The following is a 17,188-nucleotide window of genomic DNA, read 5'->3' as shown; positions in this document are numbered from 1 at the left end:
GCGGTCACTGGCGGCAGCTCAGGCGCACGAGCTCGTTTTCGCGCAAGACGACCCGCATCGCTTCGCTGTCGCCGCAGCGATACACGACCCGCAAACGCTTCGGCTGGCCACGGGCCGGGTCGCCGCACAAATGGTTGCCGGCGTGGAGGTTGCCGTCGTTCCGTTCGACCTCGTTGCGCACGGCCCTGATCGCGTCGCAGGTCATGCCGCGCGCGCCGTATTCCGCCTCTTCGACGTACAGGCGGGGCCAGTGCCGGCCTTGGCCTTGTTCTCCGAGGGCGGCGTTCTTGCCAGCAACGAAGCCGTCCGCGTAACCCCGCCGATATTCGGTACTCTGGGCGAACACGGACGCCGACGCGGCCGTCAACGCGAGAATGGCGGCGAGACGCATGACAGGCAGATCATGGATTGCCATTGTTTTCTCCTGAACAAGTTGATGACCGATGCTAACGTACCGCTCAGGTACGTTCTGTACGGACGACCACAGTGTGCCGGTCCAGGCCGGGAATGGCTGTCGATTCCCCTGTAAGAGACGTTTCAGCGTGTAAGGCGGGCGGATACGTCACCGCGCCAGCGCGGCGCGCTGCGTATCGTCGCGCAACTGCGCCGCGGATCAAGCGGGCGGGATCTCGTCCAGGGACGCGTACACGCGCTTGCCCAGTCTTTTCGCCGTCGCGACCATCAGGTCCGCGCCCGCTGACGCGCCTTCGATCCGCAACACCGCATCGCAGCGTTCGAGCAGACGTTGCGCATGCGGATGAAAGACCGCATCGTAGACCGCGTCCCCAGCCTTGTTCGAGCCCGCCAATCGCACCGTCGGCAGCGCGAGCCATTCGCCCAGCACGGGCAGGTGTCCGGCCTCGTACAGCGGCATCACGCACGCCTCCATCGCCGCCACGTTCTGCCTGATGCGGTCAGGGTCGTCGTCCGTGCCGGAGCGGTACGGCCCCGCGATCAGGATCATCATGCCGCGCGGCGCAAACAGGTGGATCTGCGCATACTGCAGCAACATGATCGTCTTGCCGTCGACGATGCCCGTACCGACCATCGAAAGCGCCGCGTCGACGTCGAGTTCCAGCACGTCCAACCGCTCGCCCTCCTCCGCGACGCCTCCGCCCGCGGCCACGCGGTCACGCGGTTCGTATTCGGCCACGAAAAAGTGCAGCCGCTCCGTCACGCTGCCCGGACTCATGAACGCGTCCCACAGGCGGCGCACGGTACCGACGCGATAGCCCGTCTCCTCTTCGACCTCGGCGCGAATGCGCTCTTCCGGACTCGCACCGTCCAGCAGGCCGGCCGCAGTCTCGACGAGAAAGCCATCGTGCCCGTTCACGTAAGCCGGCAGGCGGAACTGCCGCGTCAACACGACGGTGCGCCGCGCGCGGTTGTACAGCAGCAGCGTCGCGCCGTTGCCCCGGTCATAGGTTTCGCGGGTCTGCACGTCCCAGCCGCCATCCGCCATGCGCAGTGCGAACGTCGTCTTTTTCAGCACGCCCCAGTCGTCCGACAGGAGTTGAACCTGCCTTATTTCTACACGATCCTGCACGATATACTCCAGCATTTGAAGATGATGTAAACTATCGTGCAATATCGTGCAATGTCAAGCACGACGAAAGGAAGGCATGCTGACGAGCCAACGCAAGCAATATCTGATGGACGTCCTGCGGCGCGACGGCCAGATCGTCGCCACGAGGATGAGTGCGGAACTGAACGTGTCGGAAGACACGATCCGGCGCGACCTGCGCGAACTGGCCAGGGAAGGCCTGCTGCAACGCGTGCACGGCGGCGCCCTGCCCGCCAGCCCGGCGCTGGCCGACTTCGCCACGCGCCACGGCATCGCCACGGACGACAAGGCCGCCATCGGCCGGGCCGCTGCCGCGATGGTCCAACCGGGCCAGGTGGTGTTCGTCGACGGCGGCACCACCTGCGCCCAACTCGTGCGCGCACTGCCGCGCCACTTGCGCGCGACCGTCGTCACGCACAGCCCATCGATCGCGATGGAGCTGATGGACCATCCGGACATCGAGGTCATCATGCTCGGCGGCCGCCTGTTCCGGCACTCGGCCGTGGGCGTGGGCGCGGCGACGCTGGAAGCCATCGCCCAGGTTCGCGCCGACACGTACTTCATGGGGGTGACCAGCGTGCATGCGGACAGCGGCCTGTCGACCGGAGACTACGAGGAAGCCTGCATCAAGCGGGCACTGTGCCACGCGGCGGCCGAGACGATCGTGCTGGCCTCGTCGGAGAAGCTGGCGACGGCGTCGCCGTACCGGATCGTGGGGCTGGCCGAGATCAGCGGGATGGTGATACCGGCGCGAACACGCGAGGAACTACTGCAGCCTTATCGCGAGATGGGTATTGCGATGACATTGGCGGAGTAAATTCTCCGGCCCGACGGGCAGGAACGAAGCCACTGGAACGTGACGACAATCGTTCAGCACGCGCGTTGCGATTCGGCGCCTTCCCAGGACGACACGCCGGCAATCGACGTCTTCATGACGACCTTGCCTGACGCAAGCGCGCGCTGCGGCGAGGCGACGAGCTCGTCGAAGCCGATCGCCTCCCCCGCAGCGAGATAGAGTCCCATCCAGCCATTGCGCTGGAGCCGCTTGACCTGGTACAGGCAACGGTCGGCGATGTCGATCACCTGCTCGACGCTGAACTCTGCCGGCACGTCGGGATCGAACGGGAAGCAGGCAAAGCCGATCGAACAGGTCTTGCGCAGGGTGCGCCCCTGTTCCAGCGCGAACGCATGATCTTCCACCGCAGACCGGAAGCGCTCGGCGATGTCCGGCGCCTGTGCGCGGTCGGTGAAGCGGCTTACGACCAGGAACTCTTCGCCGCCCCAGCGCAGCGCCATGTCGCCCTCGCGGCAGACCTGGCGCAGGATGGCGGCCATCTGCACCAGCACCGCGTCGCCGTTGGCGTGGCCGTAGGTGTCGTTGACCGCCTTGAAGTGGTCCACGTCGATGAGGAAGAACAGCAGGTCCTGCCTGCCGGGCTCGGTTGCCATCCCGTCGCCCGCGCGGCGCCGGTGGGCGCGCACGGCCATCGCGCTGTCGGCGCCGATGCACTTGGACAGGTAGCGTCGGTTGTTCAGGCCGGTGAGCGGGTCGGACAAGCTGATCTCTTCCAGCCTGTGGTTGATGTTTTCGAGGTCGGTATTCTTTTCGGCCAGCTCCTGGGTACGCTCGCGCACCTTTTGCTCGAGCATCGCGTTGATCGCGACCTGGCGCCGCACCTTGCGGTGCTGCGAGCGCACGAAGCCGCCCAGCGCGCCCAGCGCCAGCAAGGCGTACAGCGTCCTGGCCCACCACGTTTCCCACGGCGGCGGCAGGACGTGGATGCGCAGCGTCGTCGGCTGGTCGTTCCACACGCCTTCGTCGTTGCTCGCCTTGACCATGAACACGTAGTCGCCGGCATCGAGGTTCGTATAGGTGGCCGAGCGCCGGCTGCCGACCTCGTTCCAGTCGCGGTCGAAGCCGGCCAGGCGGTAGGCATACCGGTTCTTTTCCGGGTTGCGGTAGCCGAGCGCGGCATACTCGATCGTGAACACCGACTGGCGATAATCGAGCGTGACGTCGCGCGTCTGTTCGATCACCTGCCGCAGGGGCGCCCCCTCGGCGCCGACGACGACAGGTTTGTTGAAGATCTGGAAGTCGCGCAGGACGACGGGCGGGCGGTAGCTGTTGTTCGTCACGTCGGCCGGGACGAACCGGGTATAGCCCTGCGTGCCGCCGAATGCCAGTTCGCCCGAACGCAGCTTGAGCGCGGCACCGATGTTGAACTGGTTGCCTTGCACGCCGTCGTTGCGGGTGAAGGTGCGCACCCGTCCGCTGGCCGGGTCGAACTCGGTCAGGCCGTTGAGCGTGCCCAGCCACAGCCTCCCTTTGGCGTCGCTCAAGATCGACACCACCGCGTCGCTGGGCAGCCCGTCGTTGCGGCCGTAGCGCCGGACCTGGCCGGTGGCCGGATCCAGGCGATCGAGCCCGCCGCCGCGGGTGCCGAGCCAGACGATGCCGTCGGGCGCCGGGTAGACGGCCAATACATTGTCGGCCGAAATGCTGTGCGCGTCGCCCGTGCGGTGCCGGTAGTGGGTGAACGTGCCGCTGGCGGGGTCCAGCCGGTCCAGGCCGTTGCCGGTGCCGAGCCACAGCCTGCCCTGGCGGTCTTCGTCGATGGCCCAGACGAGGGGCGACCCGATGCCCGCGTCATCGCCCGGCCGCGGCACGAAGCGCGTGAAACCGTCCTTGTCGCGCTCGTAACGGTCGAGTCCACCACCGACGGTGCCGATCCACAGCCTGTTGGCGCTGTCGTTGAACACGCGCCAGGTATTGTTGTTGCTGATGGTCGTCGGATAGCGGTAGTCGACGAAGTAGGCGCCTGCCTTGCCGCTGTGCGGATCGAAACGGTCCAGGCCGCCCTCCCAGGTGCCGAGCCACAGCGTGCCCTCTCGGTCTGCGGCAATCGACAGGATCGCGTTGGCGCTCAGGCTGCCGGGCCGGTCCTGCTCGTGCCGGTAGTAGGCCATGCGGCCGTCCACGCCCAGCCTGTCGAGACCGCCGCCATCGGTACCCAGCCACAGGTTGCCGGCGCCATCCTCGTGCAGCGCGAGCACCGAACTATGACTCAGGCCGCCCTCGCCCTTGCCGTGCGAACGGAAGGCGAGCGTGCCCGTGTTCAGGAAGCTGATTCCGCTCGGAAAGGAGCCGATCCAGACGTCGCCGTTATTGTCCTGGAAGATGCTGCGTGCATTGTCGCTCGCCAGCGCGTGCCGCCCGCTTTCGTTGGCCTTCAGGTGGACGAATGCACCGGCGCCCGGCTGCAGCACGTCGACGCCGAGCACGGTGCCGGCCCAGACCGCGCCGTCGCGGTCCAGCATCACGGTGGATACGTAGTTGTCGACGATGCTGCCGGTCCGGCGTTCGTCGTGCACATACCTCGCGAACTTGCCCGTGCCCGGATCGAAGGCGTCCAGCCCGCCGCCCGCAGTCCCCAGCCACAAGCGGCGGTGCGCGCGGTCTTCGGCCAAGGACGTCACCACGTTGTGGCTCAACGCGTCCGACGCGGCGCCGGCCTGGTAGCCGCGGAACGTACGCGTGGCGGGGTCGAACCGGACAAGGCCGGCGCCGTCGGTGCCGATCCAGACCGTGCCCTTCCCGTCCACCAGCAAGGCCTTGATCTGGTCGGCGTTGGGGAAACCGTTATGGTAGGTGGTGAAGCTGCGCCCGTCGGGGTTGAGCCGCGCGAGGCCGCCATAGGTGCCTACCCACAGCGTGCCGGAACGGTCGAGCGCCAGCGCACGCACGGTGTCGCTGACCAGGCTGCCGGGTTCGTTGGCCGCATGCTGAAAGTGGACGAAGCGCTTGCTGGCCCGGTCGAACCGGTTCAGTCCCCCGTCGGTGGCCACCCACAGCTCGCCGTTGCCGTCTTCCGCGATGGCCCATACGGCGTTGCTGCTGATGCTGTCGCGCTCGGCGGGCTTGTTGTGAAACACCTCGAAGGTGTAGCCGTCGTAGCGCGCCAGCCCGTCGGTACCGCCGAGCCAGATGTAGCCCTCATGGTCCTGGAAGACCGCGTTCACGGCGCCCACGGTCGCCCCGTCCTCGGCCAGCCGGGCGACGAACTGGCTGTCGGGCGACGGCGCCACGGCCATGCACGACGTGCCGACGCACAGCAGTGCAAGAGCGCAAATCCAGCGATGAAACAGGATGGTCATAATCACGTGGCAAGAGATACGGGGAGGCCGCCGACGTGTCAGGACACCCGGGCACGATCATGCTATCGTAATCTGATTCTTTAATGCAACTTTATTTTCGTTTATGAAAATATAATTGCATGATGAATCACTGATTACGACGATTCAGGCGTCCTCGCCTCACCGCCCCAGCAGGCGCCGCAACTGCGCCCGCTGGTAGGCGCCGAAGCCGTCGCTGAACAGGCAGCGGATCAGCGGATCGTCGACGACGTCCGCCTCGGCGAGGTCACGTTCCGTGTCCGCATCGAACACGGCATCGTTGATCCGGACGTACATCGACGTCAGCGATTCGCCCAATGCCAGCGCCGCGTACAGCTTGGCGGCGGGGACGTCGGTCGTCCAGCCCGGCGGGCCGTCCGCGGCGCCCGCATGCACGGCGCTGCCGTCTTCCAGGCGGTAGCGGAAGCGCGTGACGGCGCCTTCGTGATCGTAGATCGACAATTGCCAGACGCGGGGCCGGTCGAAGAACTCGCAGCCGGCCTCCGTGTCCGCGTAATTGTCGAGCAGCGTCGCGCGGCAGAAGTCGAGCACCTGTGTCCACTGGTCTTGCGTCAGCGCGGGGAAGTGGCGGGCGATGTCGCTCGTCGGCGGCGCGTCCGCATTGCCTGCGTAGACGTAGTCGACGTCCTGGTCGCCGACAGGGATGACCCAGTCCAGCGGCGGCGCGGGATGCAGCCCATCCGCATCGAGCCGCATCGACACCGATGGGTTCATGCGCACCACACGCGCCCGCGGCAGCGCCGCGCCGACCTGCTGCGCGAACAGGGCGTACGAGATCGGGAAGAACGCGCGGTTGTACCACGACCACGGCTCGAGGACGAACTGGCAGGAACTCGGCACGACGTGGCGCGGGTCCAGCGCCGCGAGCTGCGCCAGCCACTCGTCCGGCAGCGCGGGGGGCGCGGGCGCGGCGCGTGACGGCGCCAGCACCTCGATCTCGCGCATGGTCTGGAACGGCCACAACACGAGGTCCCACGGCTTCTCCGCGACGAGGCGCGCGAGGGCCGCGTCGTCGATCCAGGAATCGACGACGTTCAGCACATTGAATCCGGCGGCGCGGATCTGGAACATCGAGTCCACCTCCGCATCCATCGCTTCGCGCGGCACGACCTGGAACGGGCCCACAATCACCGGCTCGTCCAGGCGCAGGGCGTGCACGCGCGTGAAACCCAGCTCGCGCACCATGTCGAACAGCTCGTCGAACAGGCAGTACAGGTACAGCGGGGTCGCGCGGTCGAGCAAATCCAGGCTCTCGAGCGAGCAGTGGTCGTCGTGGAAGTGCGAGATGAACACGGCGTCGAAGCGCTGTTGCCGGATCGACGCCGCGTCGAACCGCACGTCGGGAAACGCGTGGCAGTTGCGGCTGAACGGGTTTTCGAAGATGGTGTCGAAGGCGATGCGCGTGCCGGCGCACTCGAACACATAGCCCGCGTGCAGGATCCGCGAGACCGTCAGCGCGGCCATTCAGTCGAGGCGCTTCAGGCGCTGGCCCAGGATGCCCCAGCGGCAATCGACGCCGTCCAGCCGGGCGCACAGCGCCCAGCCGGTGCCGATCTTCTCGACCGTGACATCGGTCTCGATTTCCTTGGCCAGTTTCTCGGCCCAGCCGCGCGCGGCGCCCTGGCCCTTGAAGAGCTCCTTGCCGTCGTAGATGACGGTGGCGTCGAAGACGGGCATGGCGAATACGGTCATTGCTTCCTCTGCATTGGGTACGAACCGCTATCGTACCACTGGAGCCTCCCGTCAGCCCTGCGGCGCCGACCAGACGAGGTTCCACAAATGGCCGTCGAGATCTTCGAAACCCTGGTCGTACATGAAGCCGTTGTCCTCCGGCGGATGCGGTATGCGGGCGCCGGCGGCGGCCGCCTTCGCGATCAGGGTGTCCACTTCATCGCGGCTCTCGCAGCTCAGGCAGATGACGACCTCGCTGGCCATGCGCGCCGGTGCGATGGGCTTGCCCGTCAGCGACTCGAAAAAGGCTTCCGTCGTCAGCATGGCGTGGATGCTGCCTTCCACGACGTCGATGAAGGCCGCGTTGTCGCCGCTGAACCGCGGGTTGAGGCGGAAGCCCAGCGCGGCAAAAAAGGCTTTGGAACGCTCCAGGTCCTTGACGGGCAGGTTGAAGATGATCTCTTTGTTCATGGCGTCCTCGTGCGAAAAGTGGGTGGATGACAGGTCCTGCACCCTGACGACGAACGGCGGCGCACGACATCGACACGGCCGCGAAAAAAAATCGCAGCTTACCAGGCCTGGACGGACGCGAGCCCCGACGCGGGGTCGCTGGTACCGTCGAACCCCGTCTCGACGCGGCCGGCGAACCGCCACGCCGCGTCGCCGCAGCGCACGGCCGCGTCATGCCACGGACCGGGCAGCATGATGACCTCGACGGCGCCCGCGGCGAGGCTGACGGTGCGCGGTGCCGGGTCGGCATACGCCAGCATCGTCACCGTCGCGTCGCGCGGGGCGTCCGTGCCGTTGCGCAGCTCGAGCACGATGCGCTCGCCCGCGCGCGCCGCGCGCACGGCGATGCCCGGCACGCCGGTGCCGCGCAGGCCGCGGTGGAAGCCGTTCGGGCCGAGGATCCACAAGTCGTAGGCGCCGGATGCCGTCCAGGTGTCCGCGAGCTGCTTGCCCGCTTCCACCGTGTAGCGGCGCGGGACGGCATCCAGGCGCAGGCGGTCGTAGACGTGGAACACGGCGCCGGCCGTGCCGCCATTCGCGAACGTGAGCACGACGCCGTCCGCGCGCGGTTCGGCCAGCACCTCGAGCAGGTACGGCAGCGCGCGCGACGGCCGCGTGCCCTCCTCCTGGCGCGGCGCCGCCTGCGCCGATTCCGGCGGCACCTCGATGGCGGGCGTGGCGCGCTGGCGGACGCGTTCCGCGTCGGCCTGCGCCGTGCCGAATGCGGGCAGGCGCGGGATCGATGCGTCGGGTGACGCGAAGTCGAAGCAGCTCGTCAGGTCGCCGCAGACGGCGCGGCGCCACGCGCCGATGTTCGGCTCCATCACGCCGAAGCGGCGCTCGAGGAAGCGCACGATCGACGTGTGGTCGAACACCTGCGAATTCACCCAGCCGCCCTTGCTCCACGGGGACATCACGAGCATCGGCACGCGCGGCCCGAGGCCGAACAGGCAACCGTCGCGGTGGCATTCGTCCGCGAAGCCGACGGTGGACTTGCCGGCGCGCGATCCGTCCGGCAGCAACGCGGGCGCAGCCGGTGGCGGCACGTGGTCGAAGAAGGCGTCGTTCTCGTCATACGTCAGCAGGAACACGGTCCCGCTCCACACGTCGGGGTCGGCGAGCAGTGCTTCCAGCACCTGCAGGGTGTACGCACCGCCCTGCACGGGCGTGGATGGATTCGGGTGCTCGCTGTACAGGCGCGGCGGGATGACCCAGCTGACCTGCGGCAGGCGGCCGTTCACGACGTCGTCACGCAGGCCGTCCAGCGTGGCGTCGCGCAAGGTGGTCGACAAGCCCTTGTCCGCCAGCGGATGCGGGCGCGCCGCGTGCGCCGCGCGGAAGCTCCGGAACGTCTGCAGCAGATTGCAACCATAGTTGTCCGCCATGTCGTTGTAGACCTTCCAGCTGACGCCCGCCGCGTCGAGGCGTTCCGGATACGTGGTCCACGTGAAGCCCCGTTCGACGGGGCCGAAGCCTTCCATGCGGTTGTCGATGGCGGGACCGCCGTGGCGGCCGGACGGGTCGTTCGTCCCCGTCATCATGAACAGGCGGTTCGGGTTCGTGCCGCCCTGCAGCGAGCAGTGGTAGGCGTCGCACAGGGTAAACGCGTCGGCCAGCGCGAACTGGATCGGCAGCTCGGCGCGCGTGTAATAGGCCATCGACGCATCCGTCTTCGCGCGCGGCCAGTTGCCCATGCGGCCGTTGTCCCAGGCGGCCTGCGCGTCCGGCCACGTGTGCGGCAGGTCGAGCGCGGGCTGGGCGTTGCCGGCGCTGGCATCGAGCCGGTACGGCATGACGATGCGGCGGCCGTTGTGCTGCTGCCAGACCGTGCGGCCGCCTTGCACGGGAATCGTCATGCGGTCGCCGAAGCCGCGCACGCCGGCCAGCGTGCCGAAATAATGGTCGAGCGAGCGGTTTTCCTGCATCAGGATGACGACGTGGCGCACGTCGGCGATGGTGCCCGTGCCGCGCCGCGGCGGCACGGCCAGCGCGGCCTGCAGCAGCGGAGGCAGCGCGCCCAGGACCGTCGCGGCGGTGGCATTGCCGAGAAAGCGGCGGCGTGACGGAGACGGCATCGTGCATCCTTTCGCCATGCGTGTTCGATGGATCAGAATCTAGCACGGCCGGATGACAAGCGGATTGCACGTGATCCCCCCTTCCGGTCAGCGATTTTTGTTATCGATACCTAAAACTTGGTATGATCGCTGAAAAACCACCGGAGACCCCATGAAATCCATTCTCGCCTCCCTGGCCATTGCGGTGCCGCTGGCCCTGTCGGGTTGCGCCTATGCCGCCGATACGGCGTCCAAGCCGATGTACCGCGACCCCGTGTCCGACGGCGCGGCGGACGTCTCCATCGTGTACGACCGCGCCGCCAGGCTGTGGAAGATGTTTTATACGAATCGACGGGCCACGCTGAAGCTGCCCGACCCGAAAGACGTCGCCTGGGTGCACGGCACGGCGATCGGGATCGCCACGTCCCCGGACGGCGTGCAGTGGCGGTACCAGGGCACGGCCGATTTCCCCAAGGCGTGCACGGACGTGACGTCCTGGGCGCCCGAGATCCTGTACGAAAACGGAACGTACCACATGTGGCTCACGGTCGTGCCGGGCATCTTCAACCGGTGGGGCGCACCCGGCGCGGACGGCCGCATCGAGCACCTGACCAGCACCGACCTGTCCACATGGAAGTGTGAAGGCACCGTGAAGCTGGATACCGGCCGCATGATCGACCCGACCGTCGTCAAGCTCGGCGCGGGCTGGCGCATGTGGTACAAGGACGAGCGCGCCGGCAGCCGTATCCTCGCCGCCGACAGCCAGGACCTGCGCACGTGGAAGAAGCTCGGCGACGAACCCGTGAATCCCACCAAGGGCGAGGGGCCGAAGGTATTCCGCTTCAAGGGGTTTTACTGGATGGTCGTCGACGTGTGGAAGGGCTTGATGGTGCTGCGGTCCGACGATGCGACCCACTGGACGGAGCGGCCGGGATACGTCCTGGGCGAGCCGGGTCACCATGCAACGGACCGGGCCAAGGGACAGCATGCGGACGTCGTCGTCGATGGCGATCGCGCATTCATCTACTATTTCGTCCACCAGGACAACGAGCCGGAAGCGGCGACGGACGCGCACTGGCACCAGCGCACGGTCATCCAGGTGGCGGAGCTGGTGTTCAAGGACGGCTGGCTAAGCGTCGATCGCGACAGGGATGTCGCGTTCCGGCTGGCGCCGCCGTCCCCGTAGCGCTCAGGCGTCCTTGCCCATCTCCTCGCCCAGCTCGCGCCCGCGCGCGGCGGCTGCCTTCATCGCGGCGACGATGGCTTCCTTGACGCCCGCCGCTTCCATGCTCGTGATCGCGGCGTAGGTCGTGCCGCCTTTCGACGTGACGCGCTGGCGCAGCACGTCGACCGGTTCATCCGATTGGGCCGCCAGTTGGGCCGCGCCCGTGAACGTGGCCAGCGCGAGCGCCTTGCCCTGCTCCGCCGACAGGCCCATTTCCGCCGCAGCCTGCTGCATCGCTTCGAGGAAGTAGAACACGTACGCGGGGCCGCTGCCCGACACCGCCGTCACCGGATCGATCAGGCTCTCTTCGTCCAGCCACACGGTCTGGCCGACGGCGCGCATGATGCTGTCGGCGGCATCCTTCTGCGCGGCGCTGACGCCGGCCATCGCCACCATGCCCGTGATGCCCTGCCCGATCAGCGCCGGCGTATTCGGCATCGTGCGCACGATGGCGCCGTAGCCGCCGAGCCAGCGCGACAGGTCGGCACCGCGGATGCCCGCCGCGATCGACAGCAGCAGCGGCTTGTTCGCCAGCTGCGATTGCAAGTGCACCGTCACGTCGCGCATCTGCTGCGGCTTCACGGCGAGCACGATGACGTCGCTCGCGGCGACGGCCGCGCCGATGTCGGGCGACGCCGTCACGCCATATTGTTCACGCAGGCGCGCCAGCGCGTCGGCGTTCGGGTCGACGACGTGGATGTCCGCCGCCTGCGCGACCTTGCCGGCCAGGCCGGCGATGAGGGCGGTGGCCATGTTGCCGCCGCCGATGAAACTGATTTTCATGTAAGCCTTATTCATAGTGGCGCGCGCCGAAGATCGCGCTGCCGATGCGTACGATGGTCGCGCCTTCCAGCACGGCCGCTTGCAGGTCGCCGGACATGCCCATCGACAGCGTGTCGACGTGGATGCCGGCTTTGACGAGGTCTTGCGCGAGCGCGCGCAGGCGCGCGAACGGCGCCCGCTGCAGCGCAAGGTCGGCCTGCGGTTCCGGAATCGCCATCAGCCCGCGCAGACGCAGGTTCGGCAGCTGGACGACGGCCTTCGCCAGGTCGAGCAACTCCTCCGGCTTCGCGCCACTTTTGGTGGCCTCGCCGCTGATGTTCACTTGCAAACAGATGTCGAGCGGGCCCAGTTCAGGTGGGCGCTGTTCGGACAGGCGCTGCGCGATCTTCAAGCGCTCGACCGTGTGCACCCACTGGAAGCTCGTCGCGATGGGCCTTGTCTTGTTGCTCTGGATCGGACCGATGAAATGCCATTCCAGCATCACGTCCGGTCGCGCTTTTGCCACAGCCGCGATCTTGTCGACGCCTTCCTGCACATAGTTCTCGCCGAACGCGCGCTGGCCCGCAGCCATCGCTTCCAGCACGGCTTCCGCAGGAAACGTCTTCGAAACGGCCAGCAATTGGACCGTCGAACGGGGCCGTTTCGCGGCCTCGCAAGCGGCCCCGATTGTCGCTTCGACAGCTTGCAAGTTGGCGGCGATTGTGGACATAATGGTTTTCTACAGGAAATATTTTTCGGTTACATCGGTGCTGCAAAAGCCCAAGGATTATAAATGGACATCTCGGAACTGCTGGCGTTCTCCGTTAAGAACAAAGCGTCGGACCTGCACCTGTCGTCCGGCCTGCCGCCGATGATCCGCGTGCATGGCGACGTACGCCGCATCAACCTGCCGCCGCTGGAGCACAAGGACGTGCACGGCATGATCTATGACATCATGAACGACGGCCAGCGCAAGCAGTACGAAGAGATGCTGGAGTGCGACTTCTCGTTCGCGATCCCCGGCCTCGCGCGCTTCCGCGTCAACGCGTACAACCAGGAACGTGGCGCCGCCGCCGTCATGCGGACGATCCCGTCGAAGATCCTGTCGCTGGAAGAGCTGAACGCGCCGAAGATCTTCGCCGACCTGGCGATGAAGCCGCGCGGCCTCGTGCTCGTGACGGGTCCGACGGGCTCCGGCAAGTCGACCACCCTGGCCGCGATGATCAACCACCTGAACGAGAACGAATACGGCCACATCCTCACGATCGAGGACCCGATCGAATTCGTGCACGAATCGAAGAAGTGCCTGATCAACCAGCGCGAAGTGGGCCCGCACACGCTGTCGTTCAACAACGCGCTGCGCTCGGCGCTGCGCGAAGACCCGGACGCGATCCTCGTCGGCGAGCTGCGCGACCTGGAGACGATCCGCCTCGCCCTGTCCGCCGCCGAGACGGGCCACCTCGTGTTCGGCACCCTCCACACGTCGTCCGCGGCGAAGACCATCGACCGTATCGTCGACGTGTTCCCGGCCGAGGAAAAAGAGATGGTGCGCGCGATGCTGTCGGAATCGCTGCAGGCCGTGATCTCGCAGACCCTGTTGAAAACGAAGGATGGCTCCGGCCGCGTGGCCGCGCACGAGATCATGATCGGCACGCCCGCGATCCGCAACCTGATCCGCGAAGCGAAGATCGCGCAGATGTATTCCGCCATCCAGACCGGTTCCAACGTCGGCATGCAGACGCTGGACCAGAACCTGACGGACCTCGTGCGCCGCAACGTGATCTCGTCCTCCGCCGCGCGCTTCGCCGCCAAGATCCCCGAGAACTTCCCCGGCTAACCTGAAAGACGACGATGGAACGCGACCAGGCCTCCAAATTCATGTTCGACCTGCTGCGCCTGATGGTCAGCAAGGGCGGCTCCGACCTGTTCATCACGACTGGCTTCCCGCCCGCGATGAAGATCGATGGCCGCATGACGCCCGTGTCCAACCAGGCGCTGTCGGCGTCGCACACGGCCGACCTGGCGCGCGCCATCATGAACGACAAGCAGGCCGCCGGCTTCGAGCTGACGAAGGAAGCCAACTTCGCCATCAGCCCGGGCGACCTGGGACGCTTCCGCGTCTCCGCGTTCATGCAGATGGGCGCCGTCGGGATGGTGCTGCGCGTGATCACGACGACGATCCCGAAGTTCGAGGACCTCGACCTGCCGGAGGTGCTGAAGGACGTGATCATGACCAAGCGCGGCCTCGTGATCATGGTCGGCGCCACGGGCTCGGGCAAGTCGACGACGCTCGCGACGATGGTCGGCTACCGCAACGAGAACAGCCACGGCCACATCATCACGATCGAGGACCCCGTCGAATTCGTCCACCCGCACAAGAACTGCGTGATCACGCAGCGCGAGGTCGGCGTCGACACGGACAGCTTCGAGGCCGCGCTGAAGAACTCCCTGCGCCAGGCGCCGGACGTGATCCAGATCGGAGAAATTCGCGACCGCGAGACGATGGAGCACGCGATCGCGTTCGCCGAGACGGGCCACCTGTGCCTGGCCACCCTGCACGCGAACAGTTCGAACCAGGCGCTTGACCGCATCATCAACTTCTTCCCGGAGGAGCGCCGCCAGCAGCTGCTGATGGACTTGTCGCTGAACCTGAAGGGCCTGATCTCGCAGCGCCTGGTGCCGAAGAAGGAAGCGAAGGGCCGCGTCGTCGCGATGGAGATCCTGCTGAACTCCCCGCTGATCTCGGACCTGATCTTCAAGGGCGAAGTCCACGAGATCAAGGAGATCATGAAGAAGTCGCGCGAGCTGGGCATGCAGACGTTCGACCAGGCGCTGTTCGACCTGTACGAGGCCGACAAGATCACCTACGAGGACGCGCTGCGCAACGCCGACTCCGTGAACGACCTGCGCCTGAACATCAAGCTGCACAGCAAGCACGCGAAGAACCGCGACTTCTCGGCGGGAACGGAATCGCTCGGTCTCGTCTGAGGCACGCACGGTGGGCTCGGAGAGCCCACCCTACAGCTGGTCCGACGCACTTGCCGTAGGGTGGGCACCCCGTGCCCACCAACCGCACCGCGAATGCTTAAAGCACATCCCACCGCTGCACGAGCCCCAGCAAGTGCACGAGCCCATACCCGAAACAGATCAGCGAACTCCACACGACGAACGGCGTGACCCTGCCCCCGTTGGCAACGACGAGCGGGCCATACCCCACCCCGCGCACGAGGTAGACGGCGGTGATGGCCACGAGCGCGGCCTTCGACAGCGGCAGCGGGCCGATGACACCGGCCCCCGCCAGCGCATACACCGACCACGTGAACAGCACGGCCGCGATCCCCAGCGTGATGACGTCCGGGTAGCGCCTGCCCTGCTCGGCCGCGCGCGCGAGGCGCTCGCCCGCGCCGAAGAAGCGGTACCACGCGGGACCGCCCGCGATGATGCCCAGGTGGAGCAGCGCCGCGATGGCGCTGAGCAGCGCACCCGCGGCGAGTGGCATGTTCACGGCAGTCTGCATCCGGTCCTCCTTTGCCTTACACTGTTGGCTTCGAATCCACCCGAGCATACAGGAGCCCGCGATGAACGTGTTCGACTTCCAGGCCACTTCGCTCGACGGCGAGCCGGTCGACCTGGCCCAGTACCGGGGCAAGATCCTCCTCGTCGTCAACACCGCCAGCAAATGCGGCTTCACGCCGCAATACGAGGGCCTCGAGGCCTTGTACCGCGAACTGCACGGCCGCGGCCTCGAAGTGCTGGGCTTCCCCTGCAACCAGTTCGGCAGCCAGGAGCCGGGCAGCGAAGCGGACATCGGCGCCTTCTGCAAAAAGAACTACGGCGTGTCGTTCCCGATGTTCGCCAAGGTCGACGTCAACGGCGACGCCGCGCATCCGCTGTGGAAATACCTGAAGAACGCGGCACCGGGCGTGCTGGGCACGGAAGGCATCAAGTGGAACTTCACCAAGTTCCTCGTCGGCCGCGACGGCACCGTGCTGCACCGTTACGCGCCGCAGACCAAGCCGCAGGACATCGCGGGCGATATCGAGAGAGCGCTGCAGCAGTAGGCGTCAGCGCCGCGCGAACCACGCGATGACGGCGTCGTAGTCCTTCTGCACGTCCGCCATCGAACCGCCTTCCGGCACCAGCCCATGGTTGGCGCGCGGCACGCGCCGGAACGTGACGTCGCGCCCCAGCGCGCGCAGGCGCGCGTACGCGACCTCGGTCGACACGATCGGCACGCTGGCATCGCGCATGCCGCTGGCCAGCCACACGCGCGCCTTCGACTGCACGAGATCCTCGCCTGGCGCGTGCGCGAAGAACGTGCTCCAGCGCAGGTACGTATGGCCCCAGGCGAACTTGTCGGTGCTGCGCGGGTCGGCGTTGATGGCGTCCACCGTCGCGTCGATCTCCGCGAGGCGCGCCTGGATGGCTTCCTCGCTGCCGCCGGCGCCGTACGCGTTGGCGGCGAAGTCGAACAACTGGCTCGTGCCGGTGCCGCCGATCAGCGCCACGTGCGTCACCGCGGCTTCCGCGCGGGCCAGGCCGGCCGCCATCACGGCGCCTTCCGACACACCGAACACGAGCACGCGGCTGCCGTCGACCCAGGGCAAGGCGAGCGCATGGCGCAGCGCGGCGCGTAGCGTATCCAGCCAGCTGTCGTAGGAAAACCCGGCGTTGAACGCGGCCGGGCAGCCCGTCGCGACGCCCGCCGGCGCCTGCCGCGACGCCTGCGGCGGCGCGTCCGGCTGGCCGGGCTTGTCGACGACCATCACGGCATAATCGCCCTGCTGCGCCAGCGGCACGAAATTGAAGATGGTGGAATACCGGTTCGGCGTACCGAGACCGACGAACGGCGGAATGCAGCCCGACCCCTGCACGAACAGCACGAGCGGCGCCTTGTGTGCGGGCCGCGAGATGACGTAGCGGACGTCCGGTGCGCCCGTGCGCTGCAAGGTGTAGCGGGCGCCGGCGCCCTTGCCGAAGTCCATCGGTTCTTCCCGCACGGTGGGCGCGGCCACGGCGCCGGCGGCGAGGAGGAAGCCGCAAACGGCTGCGAGGAAGCGGGTGCGTCGGATCATGCTTGGCCTAAGAAATGAGGAAACCCGGATCATCCCACGAACAGACACGCGACAGGCTATCGAAAACTCACGGCTCGCATGCGGCGCGGACGTCGTGCCGTCGCGCTGCCGGGTTACAATCAAATTGAACAAA

At 67.0% G+C, this 17,188-nt stretch carries 15 protein-coding genes and 1 pseudogene; 5 read left to right on the top strand and 11 right to left on the bottom strand.

All coding sequences use genetic code 11. The annotated features are described in order from the left end of the window. Positions 1-4: 4 nt before the first annotated feature. Together HAV22_RS16865 and HAV22_RS31200 are read right to left on the bottom strand one after the other, a co-directional pair. The gene (locus tag HAV22_RS16865; protein WP_166860547.1) at positions 5-415 is read right to left on the bottom strand and encodes a DnaJ-like protein C-terminal domain-containing protein; all 411 of its coding nucleotides are present in this window, start codon (positions 413-415) and stop codon (positions 5-7) included. Positions 416-979: 564 nt separating this feature from the next. After that, positions 980-1,561: pseudogene (locus tag HAV22_RS31200) on the bottom strand (NUDIX domain-containing protein); the annotation flags it as partial. 61 nt (positions 1,562-1,622) lie between these two features. On the opposite strand from HAV22_RS31200, the gene HAV22_RS16855 reads away from it, so the two are divergent. Beyond that, a complete protein-coding gene (locus HAV22_RS16855) occupies positions 1,623-2,381 on the top strand; it encodes a DeoR/GlpR family DNA-binding transcription regulator (protein ID WP_166860544.1) in 759 nt (252 codons plus the stop codon). 53 nt (positions 2,382-2,434) lie between these two features. Here the strand turns inward: HAV22_RS16855 and HAV22_RS16850 are convergent, their stop codons facing one another. From HAV22_RS16850 to HAV22_RS16830, 5 genes are all read right to left on the bottom strand, one after another. After that, a complete protein-coding gene (locus tag HAV22_RS16850; protein ID WP_166860542.1) occupies positions 2,435-5,719 on the bottom strand; it encodes a ligand-binding sensor domain-containing diguanylate cyclase in 3,285 nt (1,094 codons plus the stop codon). Between the two features lie 159 nt (positions 5,720-5,878). Next, complete coding sequence (locus HAV22_RS16845) at positions 5,879-7,222, bottom strand: MBL fold metallo-hydrolase (protein WP_166860540.1); 1,344 nt, start codon at positions 7,220-7,222, stop codon at positions 5,879-5,881. Next, a complete protein-coding gene (locus tag HAV22_RS16840) occupies positions 7,223-7,450 on the bottom strand; it encodes a hypothetical protein (RefSeq protein ID WP_166860538.1) in 228 nt (75 codons plus the stop codon). It abuts the gene before it with no gap. A gap of 51 nt (positions 7,451-7,501) precedes the next feature. Beyond that, on the bottom strand, positions 7,502-7,900 hold the full coding sequence (locus HAV22_RS16835; protein ID WP_166860536.1) for a VOC family protein: 399 nt from the start codon (positions 7,898-7,900) through the stop codon (positions 7,502-7,504). 98 nt (positions 7,901-7,998) lie between these two features. Further along, positions 7,999-10,014 carry a phosphocholine-specific phospholipase C gene (locus HAV22_RS16830; RefSeq protein ID WP_166860534.1) on the bottom strand — a complete coding sequence of 672 codons (2,016 nt, stop codon included), beginning with the start codon at positions 10,012-10,014 and terminating at the stop codon, positions 7,999-8,001. Between the two features lie 151 nt (positions 10,015-10,165). Between HAV22_RS16830 and HAV22_RS16825 the strand changes: the two genes are divergently transcribed. Continuing rightward, on the top strand, positions 10,166-11,179 hold the full coding sequence (locus HAV22_RS16825; protein ID WP_166860532.1) for a family 43 glycosylhydrolase: 1,014 nt from the start codon (positions 10,166-10,168) through the stop codon (positions 11,177-11,179). A 3-nt stretch (positions 11,180-11,182) separates the two neighbouring features. On the opposite strand, the gene proC is transcribed toward HAV22_RS16825, so the two are convergent. Beyond that, positions 11,183-12,001, bottom strand: coding sequence for a pyrroline-5-carboxylate reductase (gene proC / locus HAV22_RS16820; RefSeq protein ID WP_166860530.1), 819 nt, complete (start codon positions 11,999-12,001; stop codon positions 11,183-11,185). Positions 12,002-12,008: 7 nt separating this feature from the next. Further along, a complete protein-coding gene (locus tag HAV22_RS16815; protein ID WP_166860529.1) occupies positions 12,009-12,710 on the bottom strand; it encodes a YggS family pyridoxal phosphate-dependent enzyme in 702 nt (233 codons plus the stop codon). 63 nt (positions 12,711-12,773) lie between these two features. On the opposite strand from HAV22_RS16815, the gene HAV22_RS16810 reads away from it, so the two are divergent. Next, the gene (locus tag HAV22_RS16810; protein WP_166860527.1) at positions 12,774-13,817 is read left to right on the top strand and encodes a type IV pilus twitching motility protein PilT; all 1,044 of its coding nucleotides are present in this window, start codon (positions 12,774-12,776) and stop codon (positions 13,815-13,817) included. Positions 13,818-13,831: 14 nt separating this feature from the next. Next, the gene (locus HAV22_RS16805; protein WP_166860525.1) at positions 13,832-14,968 is read left to right on the top strand and encodes a PilT/PilU family type 4a pilus ATPase; all 1,137 of its coding nucleotides are present in this window, start codon (positions 13,832-13,834) and stop codon (positions 14,966-14,968) included. A gap of 97 nt (positions 14,969-15,065) precedes the next feature. Here the strand turns inward: HAV22_RS16805 and HAV22_RS16800 are convergent, their stop codons facing one another. Then, positions 15,066-15,479, bottom strand: a complete 414-nt coding sequence (locus tag HAV22_RS16800; protein ID WP_229421293.1) for a hypothetical protein — start codon at positions 15,477-15,479, stop codon at positions 15,066-15,068. A gap of 79 nt (positions 15,480-15,558) precedes the next feature. On the opposite strand from HAV22_RS16800, the gene HAV22_RS16795 reads away from it, so the two are divergent. Then, entirely contained in the window at positions 15,559-16,041 is a 483-nt protein-coding gene (locus tag HAV22_RS16795; RefSeq protein WP_166860521.1) for a glutathione peroxidase, read from the top strand. A 3-nt stretch (positions 16,042-16,044) separates the two neighbouring features. Here HAV22_RS16795 and HAV22_RS16790 read toward each other — a convergent pair whose 3' ends face one another. After that, positions 16,045-17,055 carry an alpha/beta hydrolase family protein gene (locus HAV22_RS16790; protein ID WP_166860519.1) on the bottom strand — a complete coding sequence of 337 codons (1,011 nt, stop codon included), beginning with the start codon at positions 17,053-17,055 and terminating at the stop codon, positions 16,045-16,047. Positions 17,056-17,188 lie beyond the last annotated feature (133 nt).

The sequence above is a fragment of the Telluria antibiotica genome (assembly GCF_011682055.1).
In the GTDB taxonomy this organism is placed as follows: Bacteria; Pseudomonadota; Gammaproteobacteria; order Burkholderiales; family Burkholderiaceae_D; genus Telluria; species Telluria antibiotica.
This window is presented reverse-complemented; position numbering and strand designations above follow the sequence as displayed.